This is a genomic window from uncultured Marivita sp., assembly GCF_947488135.1.
GTDB lineage: Bacteria > Pseudomonadota > Alphaproteobacteria > Rhodobacterales > Rhodobacteraceae > Marivita.
This window is the reverse complement of record NZ_CANKYW010000005.1, coordinates 220,798-244,233: the sequence shown is the minus strand read 5'-3', so window position 1 is coordinate 244,233 and position 23,436 is coordinate 220,798. Positions and strand designations below refer to the sequence as shown.

Genomic DNA, 23,436 nt, shown 5'->3' with positions numbered 1-23,436 from the left:
AATCCCTTCGTTCCGGCAAAGTCGGTGAGTATGCCGAGATGACCGTGCGCACCCCTCACTTCGAATGGACCGACACGAAGGACCTCGCGGTCGTCATGGTCGACATAGGTGGCGAAGTTCTGCCATCGCCAAGCGAGACGTTCGAGATGTCGGCTTTCACATTCGGCACGCATAGCAGCGAAGTTCGCCAGCCACCGACGAACCTTCTCATTCTCGCGGACCGCGCGACCGGAAAACTGAGGGCGGAGGCGAACGGAACCATCTGGGAGAGGGAGTCGCGGCCCGGCATGCTGACATTCGCACCGGCGGGCGTCCCGCAGTTCTATGATTTCCGCGGCGAGACCAGCAATATCTTGGTCGGTGTGGATGACGCGCTTTTGCGCGCCGTCTCGCAGGACAGCGATGTCGCGTGGCGCATGGGCGCGCTCGAACCCGACCTTGCCTTCCACGAACCTCGCGTGGCCGATCTCATCCGCCGGCAGCGCCGCGAAGTCTCAAAGGCGGACATGGGCTGGCGGGCCATGTCGGAAGGTCTGACACTGATGCTGGCGGTGCAACTCTTCCGCCGCTTCAGCGGTGCGCGCAAGAGCGAGCAGTCGCCGCTTTCCGTCATGCAGGTCACCATCGTCGAGGATTTCATGGAGGCCAATCTGGACGAGAATCTCGGCCTCACCGACCTCGCGCGGCTCGTCGGTCTCGACGTCTACGGGTTCGCCAGGGCGTTCAAGGCCGCGACCGGGCAATCCGCGATCCAGGCCCTGATCGGGCGGCGCGTCGCCCGGGTTGAGACGCTTCTGCGGACGACGGCCCTGCCACTGGCCGAGATCGCCTACGCCTGCGGCTTCTCCAGCCAGGCGCACATGACGACGGTGTTCGGAAAGCACATGGGCACGACGCCCGCGCGCTACCGGCGGGAGGTGCGGGGATGAGCGCGCGCGTGCCTCACTTCGACTTTACGGGCGCGATAGACCTCGCGGTCGCCATAGGGGGTGAAGTTCTGCCGTCGCCCAGCGAGACGTTAGAGATGTCCGCGTTCACGTTCGGCTCGCATAGCAGCGAGGTTTTTCGCCCGCCGACGAACCTTCTTTTTCTCGCGGACCGCTCGACCGGAAAACTGAGGGCGGAGGCGAACGGAACCATCTGGGAGAAGGAGACGCGGCCAGGCCTGCTGACCTTCGCACCGGCGGGCGTCCCGCAGTTCTACGATTTCCGCGGCGAGACCACCAACATCCTGGTCAGCGTGGATGACGCGCTTCTGCGCGCCGTCTCGCAGGACAGCGATGTCGCGTGGCGCATGGGCGCGCTCGAACCCGACCTCGCCTTCCACGAACCGCGACTGGCCGATCTCATCCGCCGACAGTGCCGCGAAGTCTCAAAGGCGGACATGGGTTGGCGGGCCATTTCGGAAGGTCTGACACTGGTGCTTGCTGGCGAGCTCTTCCGCCGCTTCAGCGGTATGAGGAAGAGCGAGCAGTCGCCGCTTTCCGCCATGCAGGTCACCATCGTCGAGGATTTCATGGAGGCCAATCTCGACGAGAATCTCGGCCTCACCGACCTCGCGCGGCTCGTCGGTCTCGACGTCTACGGGTTCGCCAGGGCGTTCAAGGCGGCAACCGGGCAATCCGCGATCCAGGCCCTGATCGGGCGGCGCGTCGCCCGGGTGGAGGCGCTTCTGCGGACGACGTCCCTGCCCCTGGCCGAGATCGCCTATGCCTGCGGGTTCTCCAGCCAGGCGCACATGACGACGGTGTTCGGAAAGCACATGGGCACCACGCCCGGTCGCTACCGGCGGGAGGTGCGGGGATGAGCGAGGCGCAAACGAACAACGGGCTGCTGACGGCAGAGCAGATGGTGCCGTTCCTGCTCGACCTGGATACCGCAATTGTGCATCGGATGATCGGGTCGGACACCGGGCGGATCGACGGGCTGGTCGTGACGCAGGGGGCGGAACTCGAACCGTTTGAGGTCGCCGTCGAGTTCGGGCTTCTCGAGTTCTGCCTCGACGGGGCGCTCCACAGCGAGAACGTAATGGACGGCCTCGCCACGTCCTCGGCCACGCCCTACCGTCCGGGTAACTTCAGCTTCGTTCCGCCGGGCCGGACCGTGCGCTCGCACAGCATCACCGGCGAGGCCCGTCTGTTCCAGATGCTCATCGACCGCTCGCTGATGGACGAGGCCAAGCGCGCGGTGCTGCGCGGCGATCCGGATCGCGTCGATCTGCTGGGCTTCAACGCGCAGTGGCATCCACGAATGAAGGCGCTGGTCGGTCTCGTGCACGAGGAGATGCGCCGGCCCTCGGGCGGCGGCGCGCTCTACGTCGAGAGCCTCGTGCAGGTGCTCTGCGTCGAGATCGTGCGCGACTACGGCACCGGCCGCATGGCGCCGGAACCCGCGCCGGGGCGGCTGTCGCCCGCGCAGCTCTCGCGTGCAATCGAGGCGATCGAGGCGGGGCTCGAGAACAACCCCGGCCTCGAGACGGTGGCGCGGGCGGCGGGCGTCACCACGTTCCACTTCGCCCGCGCCTTCCGCGCCACCACCGGCCAGACCCCGCACCAGTACCTGATCGAGCGCCGCCTCGCCCGCGCCCGCGAGCTCCTCGCGCTCGGCGACCTGCCACTTGCCGAGATCGCATACGATTGCGGGTTCTCCAGCCAGGCGCATATGACGACCGTCTTCCGTAAGCACATGGGCGTAACGCCGGGACAATACCGCCGGGAGGTGCGGGGATGATGAAAAGGGACCGCTCCGACACCGTCTTGCAGGGAGCCGACGATGTCATAAACCATATTGGGACCCACTCCAGGTCATGGCTCGCCGAGAAGAACCTGAGGTGCGGTCGCATCGATGCAGCGATCTGGGACCAAGGGGACGATACGTTCGAAACACCCGGAATGAACGTGCATTTCCTGGCTCTCTGCCTTGGCGGTTATGCCGAGACGGAAATCGATTTCGATCAGCGGATCGGACCCCGCAGGGCGGCGGTGGAAACCGGAAGCCTCTGCTACGTGCCGTCTCGAAATCAGACGCGGATGTCGGCGAAGGGGCGTTTCCTGGCACTACATGTGATGATACCGGAGGCGATGTTCGACGAGGCGATCGGCCATGCCAGCGACGGGCACGCATCGGCGGGGAACGCCGCAGGTTTCATCAACGAGACGAACGTGTCGCTCAGGAACTGCGCGCTGCGCTTCGCGGCCAGCGCCTCGAAGCTGCTCGCGGCGGATGGTTTGAGCAGGACCGAAACCGAGTGGGCGCTTGTAACCAAACTGGTGGATTTTGCCCGCATGTCCGATTTGGAATGCCGACCGGGGGCCACGCCGCTACAGATCAAGCTCGCCATAGATTACATCGAAACGCGCCATGCGGAGGAATTCGCGATCGAAGAGGTCGCCGCTTACTGCGGCTGTCCTGCGCCTGTTTTGCTGGCCAGCTTCAAAGAAGATGTCGGCATGTCCATCAGTCGCTTTTGCAACGAGCGACGAGTAGACCGGATACGCGAGGCGCTGGACCGTGATCCTGGGCTGCCTTGCGAAACCCTGGCGGCCCGGGTCGGTCTTGACGGCTGCGCTGCGCTCGATGGCTGTTTCCGAAGTGTGATGGGCATCGGCTTCGAGCATTTCCGCAAAGGGTCTTTGAACTAATGCGGAAAGGTCTATCCACCGAGGTTTGAAACAGGATGTGCCGCTGTGATTGCTACGGCGCGAATTGCTGTCCTTCTGTCTGCCCACTAACGTGCACGCAAAAGGAGCGATCATGGTGCTCGTCAACATCACGCGCTGGCCCGCCATTCTGGTGTTCCTGCTGGCAGGGAGCGCCACAGCCTTCTTTGCCTTCGTAACATTCAACCTTTTCAAACACGCAATGGCCAGCGTGCGCTTCGTACGAGAATTCGGTTGGGACGCGATCCTGCACGGCGCGTTGTGGCAGGTTGGGGAACTGTTGATATGGGGGGGTGCCGGGCTGTTTTTCTGGCTGACCTTCAAAACCTGCGAACATGAGCTGGTGAACCGTTATTTTGCTTGGGCTAACAAGAACTACAACGACCGCAACGTAGTGCCTAAGAATGGCAACGGCGCGGATCCCAAACCCTGACGAGGTAATGGCACACTCAGGCAAGATCCTGAAAACCGAACACCGTGGAATACGCTCGGCGCCGGATCCCGTTTCATACTGGAATGAACGATTTCGCTGGCGCAGATTCGGAAAGACCTATCGCCATTCAGGCCGACGGCTTTTTGGTGCACGCCTTTGGCGTTGGTACATTCTCAATTGACATCCCAGACGGCTACTGGCTGCTCGACATAAATCTCGGCGCAACCGACAGCAGCCTGACAGCCAACGGCGACAGTGTTCCCAAGCGTCAGGCCGGACACGCCTTTAGCCTTCTGCCGCCCGGGATCGTCCGAACCTATTCCTCTGTCAGAGCAGGCCACTCCATCCTTTTCCTCTTCCGCTTGGACGCCCTGCGCGTGGCGCCTGCCCGGCTGGCGCTGGACGGTATGACGGAACCCATATGGAACGGTATAGACTTTGCCCTGAATGGCGCAGGTGTCATCGTTTACGATTTCATCGTCACCAAGCGGCATTGCTCGACCCCCACCGAGACAAGTTTCATCAAGGATCTGATCGCGATCCGTTTGATGCAAATCGTGACCGAAGAAAAAAAAATTGAAACGAACGCCCCGCGATGCATCCAAGCGGCGCTCGAGTTCATTGACGCCAATCTCGACAAGAGCATCACCATCACTGAAATCGCGCATCACGCACGCCTGAGCCCTTATCATTTCTCGAGACGATTCAGGGAACGAACTGGCATGTCGATCCGCCGCTACCTGATCCTCCAGCGCATCGAGAAAGCGCAGCGACTGATTACCGCCAGCGATCTCAGCCTCGCTGAAATTGCCTATTCGACGGGCTTCAGTTCGCAAAGCCATATGACGTCCTTGTTTCGTCGTTTCGTAGGACGCACTCCTGGCAGCTATCGGCTTATGCACGTGGCATCGCCCTGAGCCCGGCAATCTGCTTTCCTGCAACGATTTCGCTCGTTCGAGAAATACGGGATCCGGAAAATTGGGAAGAGTTTTGAGGTATCATCAAGGAGAGTTTCCATGACGAACCAACCTAATTCTCTCGAATGGCGCCAGAGAGCGCATGACATCAAGAACATCGTCGCGACGATCTCGATGGTGGCCGACGAGTTGCTCGAGGCCAGCGCGTCGCGACCGAAAACCCTCGGTCGGCGTCTGGAGCGCAGCTGCTCCCGCGTACTTGAGCTCTGTTGTTCCGAAGACCGAATGATCGAGGATGACGGCCAGCCATCAATGCTGTCGCGCGTGGTCGCCGACGTGATCGAGCTTGGGGAAGGCATTGCACATCCCGGAATCGACCTGCGCTTTCAGTCACCAGAAATCGTTTTCTGCGAAGGAACGGCTTCGGCCGTGTTTCGCATCCTCGCCAACCTACTCACCAATGCCATCGTCGCAATCGGCTCCAACCCTGGCGGAGTGCGCATAGCGGCGCGTGTGTCGGAAAGAGGGTGGATAAATATCGTCGTCGCGGATACGGGCCCTGGTTTGGGCAGCAGCACCGCATCATGTTCAAGCGGGGCATTGCCGGTCTCTATGGGCCTGGGATTGACGATCGCGCAATCTCTGACCTCCCGGATCGGCGGGACACTCAAACTGGAGGAAACCGGACCTGCAGGAACGATTTTCGTTCTTTCGTTTCCGATTCCGTAGCACGGTTTGACGTATGACATTGAGACCGAGACAGGAGTTGACCCGGAACTACCCGGGCATGCTCCATTTCGGCCTTCGCGCCCCAGCCGAACCACTCGGCTATAGCACGTTGCATTTAATCTGACGCATATCCGGCAGCTTTGAGGAAGTTCCATCACTCCTGCGGGTCGAATAGATCGCAGATGTCTCCGAGTGCGTGGAACAAGGTGTCAAAGGTTCTGGCACCGATGCGTCGCAGTTGGGCCTTGAGTTTCGAGAAGGCCATCTCGATGGGATTGAGATCTCGGCTGTAGGCAGGCAGGAACAAGAACCAGCAGCCGCTCTCTCTCAGGGCTTGTGCCGCGCGTGGGCTCTTGTGTGTGGACAGGGTTTCGAGGATGACAACGGTTCCGGGATCAAGCGCTGGGGCCAGTCGTGCCTTGATATAGGTGTCGATAGCAGGTCCGTTCATCGTGCCCTTGATCACCCAGGGCGCGATCAGGGCAACCTGCGTCAGCCCGGCGATAAAGGTCAGCGTGCCCCATTTGCCAAAAAGGTGCTGCGCCATAGCGCCGCCCGCCGACAGGGGCCCTTCCGCGCAGCCGCATGAGGTTGGTCTTGACCGCCGTCTCGTCGATAAAGACCAGCCTGTGCGGCTCCTGGCGCATGCGGGCTGGCGGCGCTCGATCCAATCATGGCGGAGATGGCGCAGTGCCGGTCGCTCACGTTCCGCCGCGATCAGTCCTTTTTTTAGATGACGGTCCGCCACGCCATGTGTTTCCGACAGGGCTGCGGCCAATTCCTTGAGCGTAATGTCTGGTTCAACCTGCACGATCTCCAGCAGAAAACCCCAGTGCGGAGCCAGCTTGCCGAACTGACCGGCAGGGCGGCCTTGCGGCTTGGACACTGCCGAACCATGTTCACGATGCTCCGCTACGGATCTCACCGCCGTGGCCGCGCTCACCCCAAACAGCCGCTTAGCTGAACGGGCCGAGTTGCCTTCAGCAACGTAGGCGCAAATCAGTTCCCGAAGGTCCAAAGGGTACGGTTTGCCCATGATACACCTCCAATAAGAAGTGAATCAGACCAAGCAGGGCCTGTGAATCCCACTTCGATTCAAATCAAACGCAAACCGCTTTATTTGCATTTCTCCTATGTCACGAAAGCCAGCAGACCTGGGCAAATCACTGTCAACAAAGCGCACGTTCCTGAAAGCCGGGAGAGCCGTTCCGACGTACGACTGTAGTACATGCAACGAAAGGAAAAACGATGCGTAAGATGATGATGTCGGCGGCTTTGCTTTTCATGGCAACGGCAGCGAACGCCCAGGACATGGGCGTGGATGAAATGCGCGCGGCGCTGAGCGGGCTCGAAACAACTGCTGCAAACGTACTGCGCAGCAACGGCTTTGAAGCTGACGTGATGTCTTTGACTCTATCACAGCTTGCCCAGATTGCGCAGGCTATGTCGATAGAAAGCAATGCCGAAATGAGGGCACTGATCGTTTCTGCCCTGAAAGGCTGAGCCGGAGCTCCCTAAACGGTTCCGTTGGAGTGCTGGGCCTCCTCAAGCAAGTAAGGAGGGCATTGCCTGACCTGGAATGCGGACAAATCCCCGTCATTTTGGCGGGGTTTTGTTTTGAAGGAGGTCTGATCTGGGTATTCCACCTGTGACGGGTCGATATGGGATCGGTCAAAAGTTTCGCGACTTCTTGCGACCGGGAAAGCCGACGGACAACGCCTTCATCGGAGCCTTCAATGGTAGGTTCAGGGCCGAATGTCTGAACGCGCACTGGTTCTTGACGCTTGCAGATGCGGCCGAAAAGTTGGAGGCTGGGCGTAGATACTACAACGAGGAACGGCCACACAGCGCGATCGGCAACAAAGCCCCGATCACGCTGACGAAATCTGGGGGCATCACTAGCCTGTCACCCTGATCGAGGCGGAAAACTCTCGCCAACGGCGGTCCAACGTTGGGGGTCGGATCACAGACCCGTAGACTCTCGTTATGAATAAGAGAGCCTCGGGGAGCAGGTCAGATACAACTTGGCCGGCTGTCCAGTGATCTGAGACCTCTTCATCGTTTCTGGCGCGATCAAGGCATTTGCGCGACGGAGGTCTGACCGGAGCGAAGACAGCCGCTCCGGTCGCGTGTTATCTATTATAAGCGGCAGTGAAACCTTTGAGCGAGATATCGTCTCGCATAGCCATGACGTTGGAATTGCGCACCTCAATATGTGCAGTCCGGCCAAGTCGAAACGCTTCGACGTATCGGCGGTAAGTCTCGGTTCCGCCGCCGATTTTCAAAGTGCATTTCGCTCCGGCATCGTCAAAGCTACAGTCCTCTCCATCCAAAATCATTTCCGATAGCGAACTGCGGCTGTTGTCGATCCAAATACGGATGTGCGCGCCGGGGTTGCCGATACGACGGGTTTCAATTGTCAGAGCGTCCGGAGCCGTACGGTTTTGCGAAAACTCGAAAGTAACGTGTTGGCCCGCTGCCTCCCCGAACATTAGTGTGACCGGCGCGGCCAGAATAGGAGCGGCCGGGAAGCTGAGCGCGAGTGCAATCGCCAGGGATGAACACTTCATATCGTTCTCCATGAAAAAGGGCCGGAGGCTGCTTGGAACAGCATTGGGGGTGGGACAGGTGGCCCCCGGCCAGTTGGGAAGGATCAGTTGATCCGGTAAACGACCGGACAATTCACGATGAAACCGACAGCACGGAGCGGTCCGTCATCCAGAGAGGTGATGAAGCCTTTCGCAGCCATATCTTCGATCCAGATCGCGTCCGACATACGCGCTCGGTATCCGCGTGAGATAGCGTCTGTAGTCCATTTCGCGGGAAACAGCCGCCACATTGGCGAGTAGTCCAGGTTCAAGGTCGGAACGCCGCCCAGGACATTCAGCGGCCCACGGCCATCGCCGCCAAGGACTGAGTTCAAGCCTTGACGATGCGGATTGTCGGTACCGGTCGGGCCGTTGGCGAAGACATAGATACGCTCCGCCCCTTCTCCAGGAGCCGCATCCTCGTTCGCAAAAGGCAAATCCTTCATCGCCTCCGAATAGGTGGCCTGTTCGAGCGTGGCAACGAGCTCGTCGTTTGCTTCAGTTGAAATATACAGGATCGGTTTTCCAAAGGTGTAACCCAACGTCAGCTGGATTTCGACCCAGCCTGTTTCGGGGCAGATCGATACAACTTTATCGTGCACCACGCTGTAGTCTACTTCACCATCACAGTAGGCATTGAGCTCTTCCGCGGACACATCGAAGGCCAGCATCGGTGCATTGAAGACAGGACGCTTGCCCGCATTCGTCACTTCCACGAGCGGTGAGTAGCCAGCATCGCCAACAGAACCGGGCTGGATCTCGGCAGGAGGGAAGTAGTCAGGGGCATCGCCCGGGACCACGTTCCATTCAGGTGAAAAATCGACGGCACCGCGATTGAACGTCCATGTACCGTCTTTTTCGATCACAGCTTCCCGCGATGCGTTTCCTGTCAACCCATAGGCCATTTTTGCGGCATAAGGGACGCCGTGAAGCTCGGCGAGGTCTCGGTCAGACACGTCGGTAATCGCGAACCAGACCTTCTCACCCGTTTCGAGTTGTCCTTCACGCAAGGGCAGGCGCGCGACCCCACGGTCAAGATCGACATGCGCCGATTTCATCAAAAGGACAGGCCCCAGAAAGGACGGATTGATTTCAGAAGGCGACGGCTGAGCCACGACGATTTCGTGATCGCCCTTGATGAATGCAGGCGCCGGTCGGGCCTCGTGGAGCGGCGCTCCCTCGGTGCCGCGCACGACCACTTCGGCGGACACCATTTGCACACTTGCAGCGAGCGCGAAACAAAGTGCGGGTATGGCTTTGGTCATCTGGTATGTGTCGAAGAATATCATTCTAAACTCCATGTGACTGGTTCTGCCCTTGGCGATGACTGCGCGAAGGACCTGCTAGAACGTCTCATCAAGTGCGGCTCAGTTCTTCTTCGAACCTGCGTGATCATATCACGTATCTGCGCAAACCCGTTTTTCGGCACTCGATCTCATCCGCTGCAAGCGCCGCGAAGTCTCCAAGGCGGACATGGGGTGGCGGGCCATGTCGGAAGGTCTGACACTGATGCTGGCGGTTCAGCTTTTCCGGCGGTCTTGCGGTATGCGCAAGAGCGAGCAGTCGCCACTTCCCGCCGTGCAGGTCACCATCGTCGAGGATTGCATGGAGGCCAATCTCAACGATGATCTCGGCCTCACCGTCGGTCTTGACGGCTGCACTGCGCTCGCTGGCTGTTTCCGAAGTGTGATGGGCATCGGCTTCGAGCATTTCCGCCCGGTGAGGACCGCAAAGCGATAGGTTCCGCCCCAGATGTAATGCGCGTTCGGATCGGCGCCCGCATCGAGCAGCACCTTGCCCGCCGGAAAGGTCGAAACGCGTTCTGACGCACGCGAGAAAGGTAGCACAAAACTGGCGTACTTGTCGCACCAAAGTGCTGGGCTGATATCTAGGCTCAGACTTTGGACCACCGCCCCGCTCGCTTCGCTGCTACGCGTCTCGCGGTAACGATATCCGAGAAATATCTTGGCCGAAGCTCCTTCGGTGAGCCTCGCACTGCTAGTGCCTGGTCCGGCGTGGCCCAACTCACCTGCTTCGCTTCGCTTTCTTGGAAGCGTCAGCGCAAGCAGTTCAGGCGAAAACGTGCCAGAACCGCCGCTGTTCTGCCGTGGGGTTCTGTCACTTTTATGCCATTGACCTCAATTGCAGCCAAGGCGCCGGACACAACGGACCGTTTTTGGCCGTGCGCTCTATCCAGAAGGCACATGTATCAAGGGGAGCAGCATAGCCCATTGACTCTTATGAGTTCCACGGGACACTAGGTTGTATTAGAAAGTGTTTCGCTCCTTGCCGGGTTCCACACTCGCAAGTTCGCTTGCACGTCACCTGGGGCTATCGATTGACAAGTCCTCCGGCAACAGAAACGCTGGCATGTTTTGATAACAAACCGGGCGCAGAAACCGGCGGATCGCCAAGGTTCCAACCGAAGTCGCGCCGAAATTTGTCGAGGCCGGGTATGGACCGCCGTGCACCATCGTATCCGCGACCTCCACGCCTGTGGGAAAGCCATTGGCCAGTACGCGTCCTGCCTTGCGCGTCAGGATCGGCAAGAGCGCACGGCCCGGTTCGACATCCGCGTCGTCGAGGTGCAAGGTGCAGGTCAGCTGGCCTTCCAGCCCCCTGGCAATCTCCAGCACCTCATCTTCGCTGTCGGCGCGGACAACAAGGCCCAGGGGGCCAAAGACCTCATGCGCCATATCCGGATCGGCCAGGAATTGCCTGGCCGAGACTTCAAGCAATACCGGCGCACCATTGCGCCCGTTGCTGGTTGCGTGAAGGCGGGTTTCGATGCCTGCGCGCCCGGCAAGGGCCGCGGAATCACGGGCATAGGTTTCGGCCATCGAAGGCGTCAGCATTGGCTGTGGCGCGACGTCACGAAGCGCGGCCTCCGCGGCGTCCACCAGCGTATCCGCTCCGGCACCGGAGGACAGGACGGCGATTCCAGGATTGGTGCAGAACTGCCCGCACCCCATGGTCAGCGACCCGGCCCAGTCAGCGCCGATCTCTGCCGCTCGCGCGGCCTGCGCTGCGGGTAGCACGAACATCGGATTGACCGAACCAAGCTCGCCAAAGAAAGGTATCGGCTCCGGGCGCTGTGCGCAGAGATCAAACAACGCCCGGCCCCCGCCCAGCGACCCGGTGAAGCCTACCGCCTTGATCAGAGGGTGCTGCACAAGTACCGTCCCGACTGCGCGATTGCCGCCCTGAATCTGGGAGAACACACCTGGATGCAAATTGCAGGCCTGCCGCGCCGCGTCGATGGCTTGTGCCACGATGTCCGAAACGCCTGGGTGGGCAGAATGACCCTTGACCACGACCGGGCAACCGGCGGCGAGTGCACTGGCTGTGTCGCCACCAGCAGTGGAAAAGGCGAGCGGGAAATTTGACGCGCCGAAGACAGCCACTGGGCCGATGGGATGCTGCATCATCCGCAGATCGGGTCGCGGAAGCGGAGCGCGGTCGGGCAGAGCCTCATCATAGCGACGGTCAAGGTAGTCACCCGCCTCGATGTGCTCCGCAAAAAGTCGCAGTTGTCCACAGGTGCGCCCGCGCTCACCTTCCAGCCGTGCTTCGGGCAAGCCGGTTTCACGCGTGCCGATGGCGGTGATTTCAGCGCCCCGCTCCTCAATCTCATCGCCGATGCGGCGCAAAAAAGCCGCGCGTTCTGTGCGATTGGTCGCGGCATAGGAGGCAAAAGCATCCTCGGCAGCTTCGCAAGCGGCATTTACATCCGCAACGCGCCCCTTGGCGAAACTGTCGGCAGCGCCTTCGACGGGCTCGTTCTGGAAAATTTCGTCTCCGCCGATCCATTCCCCGGCGATCAGGTGTTTACCCGTCAGTATCATCTCGTCCTCTCTACTCAGATAAGTTTGCGGCCCGCTAGGTTGCGCATCAATGCCGCAGCTCCGAAAGTCCATGGTGCACAATCGGTGGACAGCCGAACTGTGTTTTCCAAAGTTCCAAGGCGGGCGGATGTGATACGCACCACATCACCGATCTTGTGGGTGAACCCTTCGCCCGGCACGTCGCGGTCCTCGGTCGGGGCAAAAAGCGTTCCGAGAAACAGCATAAAGCCGTCGGGGTATTGATGATGCGCGCCGCAAGTCTGCGCGACAAGGTCAACCGGGTCACGGCTGATCTCGGACATGGCGCTGTGGCCTGTCAACGTGTAGCCATCCTGCCCGGTCACGGTCATCTTTAGTTCCGCGGTGCGAATATCGTCCAGCGTGAATTTGGCGTCGAAAAGCCGGATGAATGGACCAATGGCACAGGAGGCGTTATTGTCCTTGGCCTTGCCCAACAGCAAAGCGGAGCGACCTTCGATGTCGCGCAGGTTCACGTCATTGCCAAGAGTAGCCCCCTGGATCGCACCGCGGCTGTTTACCGCTAGCACGATTTCCGGCTCGGGATTGTTCCAGGTTGATGCAGGATGCAGCCCAACATCCGCGCTGCAACCGACAGCGGACATCGGCTGGGACTTGGTGAACACCTCGGCATCCGGCCCAATGCCAACCTCAAGGTATTGCGACCACATGCCCTCGGAAATCAGTGCGTTCTTGATCTCGATAGCCTGCGCCGACCCTGCCTTGAGGTCCGACAAACGGTCGCCGATTAGTGCCTTGCAGCGCGCACGGATTGCATCTGCCGCAGCCGGATCGCCAGCCGCCCGTTCTTCAATTACGCGTTCGACCATGGAGCGCGCGAAGGTTACGCCGCATGCCTTGATCGCCTGAAGATCGCAAGGTGCAAGCAGCTTGACCGCCTCGATTTCCCGGATCGAGCCAAGTTTACACGCCTCTGCAAGCCGTGCCTTAACGTAAACGGCGGGGTCGTCCAGCTCAAGCAGATCGCGCATAGTCGGGGCGGTTGCATCGGTGATATCAGCGATAGTATCGTCCTGAATGGCGCAGAGTGCCGGGCCATTGGCATCCTCGTCCCAGAACCGCCCAACCAAAATAGCGTTGTCCGCATCTTGCGGCAGGATGTGCTGCATCTTCGCATACTCCAAAAAAACAAGCGACCCCGGTGGGCCGCTTGCAAGATAGCTCGTCAGCTTACTTAATCGCCTGCACCCGCGCGACATGTTCCTTCGTCCAAGGCAGATCGTCCGCCTCCAAGAGCGGCTTCATTGCCTCAACAAATGGGGCGCGGTCGATCTCGACAAGCGTGACGCCGTATTTTTCGGGCATTGACTGCGCCAGCTCCATCTCTGACTCACGCACAGCTTGCGTGGCATTGTCGGCCATTTCGCCCAGCACCTCCGCTACAATCGCGCGATCCTCCTCGCTCAACCGTTGCCAAGCAGGATCACCCATCTCGACCACAAGACTATCCATCAGGTGACCGGTGAGCATCACGTGGCTCTGCACTTCATAGAACTTCTTGAACACGATGGTCGGCAGAGGATTTTCCTGACCGTCCACGACGCCCTGTTGCAGTGCGAGATACACTTCGGCGAACTGGATCGGCGTGGCGTTGGCGCCTACAGAGCGCGGGAACAGAGTGAACATCGGGGAGTTGGGTACACGCAGCTTCATGCCCGCCATATCCTCTGGCGAGTTGATCTCGCGGTTGGCGGTCAGATGTCGCGCACCGTAGTAGATCAAGCCCAGCACATGGCGCCCACTTTGCTCGGTGTACTCGCTCGAGATTTCTTCGAAAAGATCGCTTTTGGAGTATTTCAGCCAGTGATCAAAGTCGCGGTACATGTACGGCGCGCTTGACAGTGACATCGGCGGATAGAGCTGCCCAGCATAAAAACTGCCCGACAGGGTGATGTCCACAGTCCCTAGCGACAGGCCCTGGAAGATGTCGTTTTCATTGCCGAGAGACGCGGCGGGGAAATTCTCGACCGTGACGCGACCGTCAGTGCGCTTGCCGATCTCGTCGGCGGCCCATTGCGCCCATTGGTTATAGGCCGAGTCTACTTCGTAAACATGAGCGAAGGTCAGTTTCTCCTGCGCGAAAGCAGCCGTTGCGGCAAGGGCGGCAGCGGTTGCGCCGAGGAAGAGTGAGCGAAATCTGTTGAGCATGAGGTCCTCCGTTAAAGACGTGATACCAAATAGCCGAAATTCTCCTACTTGCCCATAAATTTCTTCAGATGCGCGCTTTTTCTTGTTGAAGATTGCCTTAAACTGGGAGAATTTTCAGCCCAGCGTAAGAAAAATGTAGTAATACCAAAACCTATGAAAACCGAATCAGATACCGCCGAGCAGTTGGAAGATGCGCCAGTGATCGACCTCACGGCTGAGGACACGGTGGCGCTCGGGCTATTTGTTGCCCTCCTCGTCATTGTCTTCCTGCAGTTCTTCACGCGCTACGTACTCAACTCCTCCTTTGGCTGGACCGAAGAGATTGCCCGCTATTTGCTGGTCTGTACTGTTTTCGCTGGCTGCCTGCGTGCTCAACGACGTGGTGGGCATATGGCACTCGATCTGCTGGGACGCTGGCGAGATCGCGCTTGGGCACGGGTACTGCAGGGCGCAATTCAGGTGGTTTCGGTAAGTTTTTTTGCAGCGCTCGCCGTCCTAGCATGGCAGATGGGCGAACGGCTGCATAATCAGCGCATGGCCGTGGTCGATGTGCCGGTATCCGTTCTCTACTACCTCATCACCGCATTCCTTGCTGCGCTGGTGCTGCGAAGCGTGGTGGGCTGGATTGTGTACCTGCGGACCCAGGAAGGCGGCAAATGATCATCGCAATGTTTGTCATCCTTGCGGTGCTATTGATCATCGGCGCCCCGATTGCCGTGGCACTTGGGCTTTCAGCTCTATCGTATGTAGCCATGACCGGCCGGGTGCCGGAATTCGTGGTGGTGCAGCGCATGGTAGGTGGGGTGGACAGCTTTCCTCTGCTGGCGGTGCCTTTCTTCATACTCGCCGGGAACCTTATGAACAGTGCGGGCATCACTGCGCGTATTTTTGATTTTGCACTATCATTGATCGGCTGGCTGCGTGGCGGGTTGGGGCATGTAAATGTCGTGGCATCTGTCATTTTTTCTGGCATGTCAGGCGCTGCAGCAGCAGACGCTGGGGGGCTTGGCGCCATTGAATTGAAGGCGATGCGTGATCGAGGCTATGACGACGATTTTGCGATTGGCATCACCGCCGCCTCTTCAGCTATCGGGCCGATCATCCCGCCCAGCCTGCCATTGGTTATCTATGGCGTGCAAACCGGAACGTCCATCGGTGCGCTTTTTCTGGCTGGGATCGTGCCGGGGCTTCTAATCGCGCTCACTCTGATGGCGATGATCGCGATTGTAGCGCGCCGCCGCGGCTATCCGGCTGACACCCGCCTGTCGCTCGGTCGCATCCGCTACACTGGCGCGCGAGCGTTCCTCTCGCTGGTCACGCCCGGTATCATTATCGGCGGCATAATGACCGGCGCCTTCACCGCGACCGAAGCATCTGTCGCCGCCGTGATCTATGCACTTATTCTTGGCACCCTGATTTACCAGACGATGGGATTGCGCAGGATTACCGCAATCTTCCTGGACACGCTAGAAACCACAGCGGCGGTTCTACTGGTTGTTGCAGCCGCCTCTGCCTTCGCTTGGGTACTGACGATCAACCGGGTCCCAGACCATCTGGCTGGCGCGATCCTGACAGTGTCCGACAACCCGATCCTAGTGATTCTGCTGATAAACCTTGTGCTACTATTGGTGGGCCTCTTCCTCGAACCCGTGGCAGCGATCACTATCCTTGTGCCCGTGATGATGCCCATTGCGGCCGATATCGGGCTGGACCCTGTGCAGTTGGGCATCATGATGGTGCTGAACCTGATGATCGGGCTGATGACTCCACCCGTTGGCGTGATCCTTTTCGTGCTTGCGCGCGTCGGGAACAGATCGGTGGAATTCGTCACTAAGGCCACCCTGCCTTTCCTCGTCCCGCTTTTTCTCTCGCTGTTGCTGGTTTCGCTTGTTCCCGCGCTTTCGCTATTCCTCCCGTCGCTGCTGCGCTAACGAATTGCGTTTGGCGGCACCCGCGGGCTCGTGGTATCAACAGTTTAAGTCTGAGATGAGGGCAGCACGGCAATGAAAAGAAAGAAGTTCGAGGAGATCGCTGACGCACTAGAGCTCAAGATCATTTCTGGCGCGCTAAAGGTGCAAGATCGCCTACCGCCGGAGCGCGAGATCATGGAGATGTTTGCGGCAGGACGCGCTTCGGTTCGCGAGGCGTTGTTTTCACTCGAACGAAAGGGACTAGTTGAGATGCGTCACGGCGCTCGCGGACGGGTCGCCGAGCCTTCTGTGCAACCGCTGGTCGAAACATTGTCAGGTGCTGCGCGCTATTTTTTGTCCCGCCCGCGCGGCGCGAAGAAAATGCAAGACGCGCGCATCTCGGTAGAGGCAATGCTTGCGCGCGATGCTGCCCGCAAAGCTGGGCCGGATGACATTGAACGTCTCTACGCCGCATTCGAGGCCAACGCAGCAGCAACCGACGCCGGCGAATTTCAGAAAACGGACCTCGCCTTTCACAGCACCATCGCCGACATTGTCGGCAACGAAGTCTTCATCGCGCTGGTAAGCGCTCTACATGATTGGCTAATCGAACAGCGCGCAGTGTCCTCCCAAGCGGTCAGCACGCAGGATGTAGTGGCCGAGCATCGCGAAATTTATGAGGCGATTGCCGCAGGGCGGGAATATCCCGCGCTTGAGGCGATGGAGCGGCATCTGACGGCAGTTTCGGAACGCTACTGGCGCGCGATTACCGAAGACTGAAGATGCCCGGGCGCAATTGACGTCCGTCAACGAAAAAGTTATCATACCAAATTAACGAACACGCGCTATTTTACCCTCATGGGTGCGCCATATATAGGCAAAACTGGCATGAATGACAAAGTATCGCGCCGTCTTCGCTCCCAAGACTGGTTCGACAATCCCGATCGTCCGGACATGACTGCGCTCTACCTTGAGCGGTTTTTCAACTACGGACTAACCCCGGAGGAACTCCGCAGCGGGCGCCCCATCATTGGTATCGCGCAAAGCGGCAGCGATCTAGCCCCTTGCAACCGGGTGCATTTGGACCTTGCCAAGCGTGTGCGGGACGGTATCCGCGACGCAGGCGGCATTCCTCTGGAATTCCCCATACATCCAATTTTCGAGAATTGCCGCCGCCCCACTGCCGCGCTGGATCGCAATCTGGCATATCTGGGACTGGTAGAGCTGCTGCATGGCTATCCTTTTGATGGCGTCGTGCTGACCACCGGCTGCGACAAGACCACGCCTGCCGCCCTTATGGCAGCGGCCACGGTTAATTTGCCGGCGATTGTTTTGTCCAGCGGCGCAATGCTGGATGGATGGCACGAAAATCGCCTGGTCGGCTCAGGCACAGTGATTTGGGAGTCGCGACGCAAGCAAGCGGCGGGGGAGATCACACAAGACGAATTCTACGACCGCGCCTTCGGTTCTGCGCCTTCTACCGGGCATTGCAACACGATGGGCACGGCAAGTACGATGAACGCCGTTGCCGAGGCGCTTGGCATGTCACTGCCCTACTGCGCGGCAATCCCCGCACCTTATCGTGAACGTGGCCAGATGGCGTATCGCACCGGCGCACGCGCAGTGGAACTGGTCTGCGAAGACCTCAAGCCACTCGACATCATGACGCGCGAGGCCTTCCTGAACGCGGTGCGGGTGGTTGCGGCTCTTGGCGGTTCGACCAACGCGCAACCGCATCTGCAAGCAATAGCGGCACATTGCGGGGTGAATTTTGGTCGTGCGGATTGGGCGGTCGGCTACGACATCCCGCTGCTGGCCAATGTGCAACCTGCCGGTGCTTACCTATGCGAGCGATTTCACCGGGCTGGCGCAGTGCCCGCGGTGATGCGCACACTTCTGGATGCTGGCCATTTGGACGGCACGGCGCGAACCGTGGCAGGGCAAAGCGTCGCTGAAAACCTCAAGGGCGCCGCGATCAGTGACGGTGACGTCATACGCTCCTTTGATTCGCCCTTGATGGATCGGGCCGGTTTTCTAGTCTTGTCCGGCAATTTCTTTGAATTCGCAGTAATGAAGACCTCGGTGATCTCGCCCGATTTTCGCGCACGCTATCTGTCACATCCGGGGCGGGAGAATGTACTGGAAGCACGGGCGGTGATCTTCGAGTCCTCCGACGACTATCATCACCGGCTGAATGATCCGGACCTGAACATTGACGAAGACTGTATTCTTGTCATCCGCGGTGCCGGGCCGAAAGGCTGGCCCGGGTCTGCCGAAGTCGTCAACATGCAGCCGCCCGATCATCTTTTGAGTAAGGGGATCGAAGCGCTGCCGACAATAGGCGACGGGCGGCAGTCCGGCACCTCTGGCGCACCGTCAATCTTGCATGTCTCGCCCGAGGCGGCGGCGGGCGGCGGCCTCGCGTTGCTGCGCGACGGCGACTTGATCCGCGTTGATTTGAACAGCGGGCGCTGTGACGTACAGCTGGAAGACAGCGAGCTGGCAGCGCGGCGCGCGAAAGGGGCCGGTATCGACATTCCGGCGGACGAGACGCCCTGGCAAAAGATGTATCGCGCCGCAGTCAACGATCTGTCGGAGGGTGCCGTCCTTACGGAGGCGACCGCGTTTAGGGGAGTGGGGCAGAAACTTCCCCGTCACAACCATTGACGCGGGCTCCCTCCTTTTCTGCCAATCTGGGCTTTCTATTCCGCGACCATCCCTTGGCCATGCGCGTTGCGCGGGCGCAGGCGCACGGGTTCTGTGCCGTTGAATTTCACGACGACGTGCTGGATGAGGCGCCCGCCGTGGCCGATGCACTGCACGACGCCCGCCTGCCGGTGGTCTGTCTCAACACGCCGAAAGACTTGGGGGCCGCGATCCCCGGTAGCGAAGCGGCGGCGCGCGACGGCATCAGGCGAGCAATTGACTGCGCCAACGCGCTGGACGCGCAGGCGATCAGTGTGGCGGCCGGAGTGGCCGAGGGGCCCGACGCGGCAGTGGCGTTCCATGACGCACTGCGATTTGGTCTCGACTGTTCCGAACGACAACTTCTGATCGAGCCGATCTGTCCCGCCGCCATGCCGGGCAATTTCCTGCACGACGTCTTTCAAGCTGCCGAGATAGTCGACCGCCTGAACGATGCGCGCGTCGGCATCCTGTTCGATGTTTTCCACGCGGCGCAAATCCACGGCGACGCGGCGCAGGTTTTCGAGCAGGTCGCGCCAGCGGTGGGCCATGTTCAGATCGCCTCACTGCCGGCGCGGGCCGCGCCGGATAACGAGACCTTCGACCTAATCAGGAGAATCGAGGCCGCGGGATATGATGGCCCGTTCGGCGCGGAATACATCAGCTCCGATGGCGGGGAGGACAGCGGCTGGATGCGGCTGTCGTGACCATGCCGTCCGTGAACTTGAGGGCGTTCAGCGTCGGTCCTCGTAGGCCCTGAACACTGCCGCGTGGTCGAGATCGCCATGCTGGCTGCGGACCTCGTTCATCAGGTCGCGGATGGTGCGGCTGAGCGGCAGTTTCACGTCGCCACCGGCAAAACGAAGTGTGTTTTCGAGGTCCTTGATATGGGTGGACAGCCGTCCCTTTGGCGAGAAATCGCCGGATGCCATACGGGGGCCGTGCACCTCGGCCACACGACTGTGAGCGAAACCGCCATTCAATGCCGACAGCAGAGCAGATTTGTCCAACCCGTTGTGCGCAGCAAATGACAGCGCTTCGGCCAAACCAGTGATATTGGCCGCGACGATCACTTGATTGGCAAGCTTTGCAATTTGCCCGCTACCGACAGGGCCCAGATGATGGGCTCGCCCAAGCGGTGCGAGGACGGGGGCAAGGGTGTCCGCAGTCTGCCCGTCCGTGCCCAGAAAGATGCTGAGCGTTCCAAACTCAGCTCCGACCACGCCGCCCGAAACCGGCCCATCGGCAAAAGCTACGCCACGCTTACCCAGCATCCTGGAACAAGTCCGGGCCTCTTGTGGGTCGGTCGAGGACATGTCGATCACCACTGCGTCGTCGGCCAGCGCCTCGATCAAGGCAGGGTCCAGCAGCACCTTTTGCACGGTAGGGCCATCGGCAAGCATGGTGATTACGACTTCTGCGCCCGCCACCGCCGTTGCCGGATCGGCGCAAAGCTGCGCGCCCGCCTCGGCCAAGGGCCTGGCCTTGCCCAGCGTCCGGTTCCAGGCGGTCAGGGGAAAGCCTGCCGCCAGCAGGCGCTGCCCCATGGGCAGGCCCATCAATCCGGTGCCAAGCAGGGCGACGCGGGTCATCTTGTCAGCCATCTTTCAAACCCTTTAACCAGTTCGCTGCCACACCCACCGCGTGGCGCGCTTCGGGCAGAAGGGATATGGCTTCAAGGAAAGCGTGGGGCATGTCGTCATAAACATGCCAATCCACCGCCTGGCCCGCATCGCTTAACCTTTTGCGGAAGGCTTCGTTTTCGCTGCGCAGCGCATCGCTGCCAGCCACAATCATCAGCACCGGCACGCGGATTGCGGCGGGATCGGCGCGGAGCGGCGCGGCGCGCGGATCGCTGCGCGTGGCGGGGTCAGGGCAATAATTGCTCCAGAATCCGGCCATTTTTTCAATGCTCAGCATATAGGGCGCGGTGCCGTAGCGGCGATAAGACGGGCGGGTGAAATCCGCGTCCAGCACGGGATAGTTCAGCAGCAGACCGCCGATGCCCAAGGGTGCGCCCAGATGCAGATAGCTGCCCAAGGCGAGGTTCGCTCCCGCTGAATCCCCGGCCAGCACCAGCGGCAGACTGGGAGAGAGGCCGGGTAGGTCGATGCCAGCCAGGGCTGTGCAGATGGCCTCGATTGCGCGGGGAAAGGGGTGTTCGGGCGCCAGCGGATAGTCGAGCGCCAGAACCGGCAGCCCGCTGGCTGAGGCCAGTTCGCGCATCAGCCGGTCGTGGGTATCAAGCCCCAAGATGGTCCAGCCGCCGCCATGCAGATAGACTACCAGCCGGGTGCCGGCTGTCTCCTCGGGAACATAGAGCCGGGCCGGCATCCCACTTACCGACATCACATCCTGCTGCCGGTCCATGACCGGTCCGCCGCGATTCAACTCGGTCCGGATCGCGTCGGCATGGGCGCGGATATTGGCCAACGTCGGCGCCACATCCTCGGGCAGCGACCGGCCAATGATGTGCAGGAACCGGGCCACATCCGCGCGCAGCGGCGAAGAGCGGAGCGGTGTGCCGGCCTCACTCATCGGCGAGGGGCAGCGCGTGACTTGCGGCAACGCCCAGGCTGTCGACGGCGGCGTTGATATCCTCAACCGTGGTGCGCGCCAGCGTGATGCCCTCGGCGGCGTAGTGTGCTTCGAACCCGGCCTCGATCTCGCCCGGAACATAGAGCCGTTCGACACCGTCGCGCCTGGCCGAACCGTGAACCTGCGCCACGATCCCGTCGATGCGGCGGCGGAACTCGGCGGGGTCGACAAAGGCGGCGATGTCGATGGCCAGATAGAACTGCCCGTCTTTGCCCGCAGTCGGCCCGTGGACCATGTTGCCTGTCTCCAACCCGTAGCCCGCGCCCGACAAGAGGCTCGACAGTATGCCGACCATCATGCCCAGCCCGATGCCCTTATGCGCTCCAATCGGTTGAATAAGGCCGGTTAGCGCCCGGCCTGCATCGGTCGTAGGAAAGCCGTCTTCGTCAAAGGCCCAGCCTTCGGGAATCGGCTCACCTTTCTGGTGATAGACCCGGATTTTGCCATGGGCCGTTTCGCCAAAGGCGAAATCGAGCACAAGATCGTTTTCCTGTTCCGCCGGGCATGCGACGGAAAGAGGGTTGATGCCCACGATCTTGTCCTTGCCGCCCCAAGGAGCCATCGTCGGCAGGGCGTTGGTGCCGCAGATGCCGACCATGCCCTTTGCGGCGGCGCGCATTGCGTACCAGTCGAGCGCGCCGCAATGGTTGGAATTGCGAACCGCCGCATAGGCCAGCCCGTGTTCACGCGCGGCACTGATCGCTCGGTCCATGGCGAAGGTGCCCCCAATCTGGCCCATGCCGTTATCGGCATCGACCACCAACGCACCGCCCTTTTGAGAGATCACCTTGGGGTTCGCCGCCGGGTTGACTCCCTCGCGGGTCATCTTGCCCACATAGTCGGGCACCCGCAGAACGCCATGCGAATGCACCCCGCGCATGTCGGAATGTACCAAGGTGCCGGCGAGTGTGGCGGCGTCGGTGTCTGGCATACCGCAGGCGGCAAAGACGGCGGTGACCGTGTTCAGAAGCCGGTCTTTCTCGATCGACAGATCGGTTTCGGTCTTGGGATAGAAGGCCATTGATTACACCTCTAGTCGGTAGAAACGCGCGGCATTGCCGCGATAGAATTGGCGCAGTGCATCGTCGCTTTCGCCGCTCAGCACATCGTCCAGAAGCGCCACCCAGCGGTCATAGGGTCCGGCCAGTTCGCTGACCGGCCAGTCGCCGCCGAACAAGGCCCGGTCGATCCCGAAACAGTCGAGCGCGTGCGCGATATAGGGTTTCAGTTGCGCCTCGGTCCAGGTCGCGTGGTCCGCCTCGGTGGTGAGGCCCGAGAACTTGCACATCACGTTGGGCCGCTCGGCGAGTTTGCGCAGGTTGTCGGCCCAGGGTTGAAACACCCCGTTTTTGGCATCCGGCTTGGCAAAGTGATCGACGATGAAGGCCGTGTCGGGGCAGGCGTCGACCATTTCGGTCACTTCCGGCAATTGCCCGTTGTAAAGGCACAGATCAAAGGTCATGCCGCGCTCGGGTAGACGGCGCAGGTTTTCGAGTAGCGGGGCCTGAAGGCACCAGCCGGGCTGATCGTGCCGCCGCTCGATCAACCGCCGCACGCCGCGGGCGAGGGGGCGTGCGGCATAGGCTTCCAGCATTGGCAGGGCGGCGTCGCCCTGCTCCAGCGGCAGCGATGCGACCATGCCCTTGAGCCGCGCGTCGGCGCGTGCCGCCTGGTGCACCATGTCGATCTCGTCGCCCTGCTGGACCTGGTCCACATCCACCTCGACAAACACCGCCGCATCGACCTGCACTGCGCCCGTACTGGAGAAGAACCGGTCGAGATCGTGCTTTTCCTGAAGCGCAGGAACCACTTCCATCCAAGCATAGCGCAGCCTGCCGGGATCGAAGATGTGGACGTGTGCGTCGATGATCGGGAAATCGGGCAT

The 23,436-nt window shown here is 60.5% G+C and carries 23 protein-coding genes and 2 pseudogenes; 15 read left to right on the top strand and 10 right to left on the bottom strand.

Going from position 1 to position 23,436, the window contains the following annotated elements; genetic code table 11:
• Positions 1–38 precede the first annotated feature (38 nt).
• From Q1B16_RS15405 to Q1B16_RS15375, 7 genes are all read left to right on the top strand, one after another.
• The gene (locus Q1B16_RS15405; protein ID WP_299790613.1) at positions 39–929 is read left to right on the top strand and encodes an AraC family transcriptional regulator; all 891 of its coding nucleotides are present in this window, start codon (positions 39–41) and stop codon (positions 927–929) included.
• Complete coding sequence (locus tag Q1B16_RS15400) at positions 926–1,807, top strand: AraC family transcriptional regulator (RefSeq protein WP_299790610.1); 882 nt, start codon at positions 926–928, stop codon at positions 1,805–1,807. Before Q1B16_RS15405 ends, Q1B16_RS15400 begins: the two co-directional genes overlap by 4 nt.
• Positions 1,804–2,730 carry an AraC family transcriptional regulator gene (locus Q1B16_RS15395; RefSeq protein ID WP_299790607.1) on the top strand — a complete coding sequence of 309 codons (927 nt, stop codon included), beginning with the start codon at positions 1,804–1,806 and terminating at the stop codon, positions 2,728–2,730. The genes Q1B16_RS15400 and Q1B16_RS15395 overlap by 4 nt, the downstream gene beginning before the upstream one ends.
• Positions 2,727–3,641 (top strand): AraC family transcriptional regulator, encoded by a 915-nt coding sequence (locus Q1B16_RS15390; protein WP_299790604.1) that lies wholly within the window; start codon positions 2,727–2,729, stop codon positions 3,639–3,641. Before Q1B16_RS15395 ends, Q1B16_RS15390 begins: the two co-directional genes overlap by 4 nt.
• Before the next feature lie 112 nt (positions 3,642–3,753).
• Entirely contained in the window at positions 3,754–4,092 is a 339-nt protein-coding gene (locus Q1B16_RS15385) for a hypothetical protein (protein ID WP_299790601.1), read from the top strand.
• Between the two features lie 83 nt (positions 4,093–4,175).
• Positions 4,176–5,009, top strand: a complete 834-nt coding sequence (locus tag Q1B16_RS15380) for an AraC family transcriptional regulator (RefSeq protein ID WP_299790599.1) — start codon at positions 4,176–4,178, stop codon at positions 5,007–5,009.
• A 285-nt stretch (positions 5,010–5,294) separates the two neighbouring features.
• Complete coding sequence (locus tag Q1B16_RS15375) at positions 5,295–5,738, top strand: HAMP domain-containing sensor histidine kinase (RefSeq protein WP_299790597.1); 444 nt, start codon at positions 5,295–5,297, stop codon at positions 5,736–5,738.
• A gap of 154 nt (positions 5,739–5,892) precedes the next feature.
• Here Q1B16_RS15375 and Q1B16_RS15370 read toward each other — a convergent pair.
• A pseudogene (locus Q1B16_RS15370) lies at positions 5,893–6,774 on the bottom strand (IS630 family transposase).
• Between the two features lie 212 nt (positions 6,775–6,986).
• On the opposite strand from Q1B16_RS15370, the gene Q1B16_RS15365 reads away from it, so the two are divergent.
• The gene (locus Q1B16_RS15365) at positions 6,987–7,241 is read left to right on the top strand and encodes a hypothetical protein (protein WP_299790595.1); all 255 of its coding nucleotides are present in this window, start codon (positions 6,987–6,989) and stop codon (positions 7,239–7,241) included.
• Between the two features lie 181 nt (positions 7,242–7,422).
• A pseudogene (locus tag Q1B16_RS15360) lies at positions 7,423–7,653 on the top strand (transposase); the annotation flags it as partial.
• Positions 7,654–7,870: 217 nt separating this feature from the next.
• Here the strand turns inward: Q1B16_RS15360 and Q1B16_RS15355 are convergent.
• Both Q1B16_RS15355 and Q1B16_RS15350 read right to left on the bottom strand, forming a co-directional pair.
• Entirely contained in the window at positions 7,871–8,320 is a 450-nt protein-coding gene (locus tag Q1B16_RS15355) for a hypothetical protein (RefSeq protein WP_299790593.1), read from the bottom strand.
• 71 nt (positions 8,321–8,391) lie between these two features.
• Positions 8,392–9,615, bottom strand: coding sequence for a hypothetical protein (locus tag Q1B16_RS15350; protein ID WP_299790591.1), 1,224 nt, complete (start codon positions 9,613–9,615; stop codon positions 8,392–8,394).
• Positions 9,616–9,814: 199 nt separating this feature from the next.
• Between Q1B16_RS15350 and Q1B16_RS15345 the strand changes: the two genes are divergently transcribed.
• Positions 9,815–10,066 (top strand): hypothetical protein, encoded by a 252-nt coding sequence (locus Q1B16_RS15345; protein WP_299790589.1) that lies wholly within the window; start codon positions 9,815–9,817, stop codon positions 10,064–10,066.
• A gap of 581 nt (positions 10,067–10,647) precedes the next feature.
• Here Q1B16_RS15345 and Q1B16_RS15340 read toward each other — a convergent pair.
• From Q1B16_RS15340 to Q1B16_RS15330, 3 genes are all read right to left on the bottom strand, one after another.
• A complete protein-coding gene (locus Q1B16_RS15340) occupies positions 10,648–12,171 on the bottom strand; it encodes an aldehyde dehydrogenase (NADP(+)) (RefSeq protein WP_299790587.1) in 1,524 nt (507 codons plus the stop codon).
• Positions 12,172–12,185: 14 nt separating this feature from the next.
• Positions 12,186–13,310, bottom strand: coding sequence for a fumarylacetoacetate hydrolase family protein (locus tag Q1B16_RS15335; RefSeq protein ID WP_299790852.1), 1,125 nt, complete (start codon positions 13,308–13,310; stop codon positions 12,186–12,188).
• 70 nt (positions 13,311–13,380) lie between these two features.
• Complete coding sequence (locus Q1B16_RS15330; RefSeq protein ID WP_299790585.1) at positions 13,381–14,358, bottom strand: sialic acid TRAP transporter substrate-binding protein SiaP; 978 nt, start codon at positions 14,356–14,358, stop codon at positions 13,381–13,383.
• A gap of 153 nt (positions 14,359–14,511) precedes the next feature.
• Between Q1B16_RS15330 and Q1B16_RS15325 the strand changes: the two genes are divergently transcribed.
• The 5 genes from Q1B16_RS15325 to Q1B16_RS15305 all read left to right on the top strand — a co-directional run bounded on the left by Q1B16_RS15325 (position 14,512) and on the right by Q1B16_RS15305 (position 19,660).
• Complete coding sequence (locus tag Q1B16_RS15325) at positions 14,512–15,018, top strand: TRAP transporter small permease (protein WP_299790583.1); 507 nt, start codon at positions 14,512–14,514, stop codon at positions 15,016–15,018.
• Positions 15,015–16,289: a TRAP transporter large permease gene (locus Q1B16_RS15320; protein ID WP_299790581.1), complete on the top strand. Its 1,275-nt coding sequence runs from the start codon at positions 15,015–15,017 to the stop codon at positions 16,287–16,289. Before Q1B16_RS15325 ends, Q1B16_RS15320 begins: the two co-directional genes overlap by 4 nt.
• Before the next feature lie 72 nt (positions 16,290–16,361).
• Positions 16,362–17,048 carry an FCD domain-containing protein gene (locus Q1B16_RS15315; protein ID WP_299790580.1) on the top strand — a complete coding sequence of 229 codons (687 nt, stop codon included), beginning with the start codon at positions 16,362–16,364 and terminating at the stop codon, positions 17,046–17,048.
• A gap of 108 nt (positions 17,049–17,156) precedes the next feature.
• Positions 17,157–18,935, top strand: coding sequence for an IlvD/Edd family dehydratase (locus Q1B16_RS15310; RefSeq protein WP_299790579.1), 1,779 nt, complete (start codon positions 17,157–17,159; stop codon positions 18,933–18,935).
• A gap of 59 nt (positions 18,936–18,994) precedes the next feature.
• The gene (locus Q1B16_RS15305; protein ID WP_299790850.1) at positions 18,995–19,660 is read left to right on the top strand and encodes a TIM barrel protein; all 666 of its coding nucleotides are present in this window, start codon (positions 18,995–18,997) and stop codon (positions 19,658–19,660) included.
• 27 nt (positions 19,661–19,687) lie between these two features.
• On the opposite strand, the gene Q1B16_RS15300 is transcribed toward Q1B16_RS15305, so the two are convergent.
• Genes Q1B16_RS15300 through Q1B16_RS15285 form a run of 4 tightly spaced genes read right to left on the bottom strand, consistent with a single transcriptional unit; the run spans position 19,688 to position 23,436 of the window.
• Positions 19,688–20,557 carry an NAD(P)-dependent oxidoreductase gene (locus Q1B16_RS15300; RefSeq protein WP_299790577.1) on the bottom strand — a complete coding sequence of 290 codons (870 nt, stop codon included), beginning with the start codon at positions 20,555–20,557 and terminating at the stop codon, positions 19,688–19,690.
• Positions 20,550–21,491, bottom strand: a complete 942-nt coding sequence (locus Q1B16_RS15295) for an alpha/beta hydrolase (protein WP_299790575.1) — start codon at positions 21,489–21,491, stop codon at positions 20,550–20,552. The genes Q1B16_RS15300 and Q1B16_RS15295 overlap by 8 nt, the downstream gene beginning before the upstream one ends.
• Positions 21,484–22,572, bottom strand: coding sequence for an Ldh family oxidoreductase (locus Q1B16_RS15290; RefSeq protein WP_299790573.1), 1,089 nt, complete (start codon positions 22,570–22,572; stop codon positions 21,484–21,486). Before Q1B16_RS15290 ends, Q1B16_RS15295 begins: the two co-directional genes overlap by 8 nt.
• 3 nt (positions 22,573–22,575) lie before the next feature.
• Complete coding sequence (locus Q1B16_RS15285) at positions 22,576–23,436, bottom strand: amidohydrolase family protein (RefSeq protein ID WP_299790571.1); 861 nt, start codon at positions 23,434–23,436, stop codon at positions 22,576–22,578.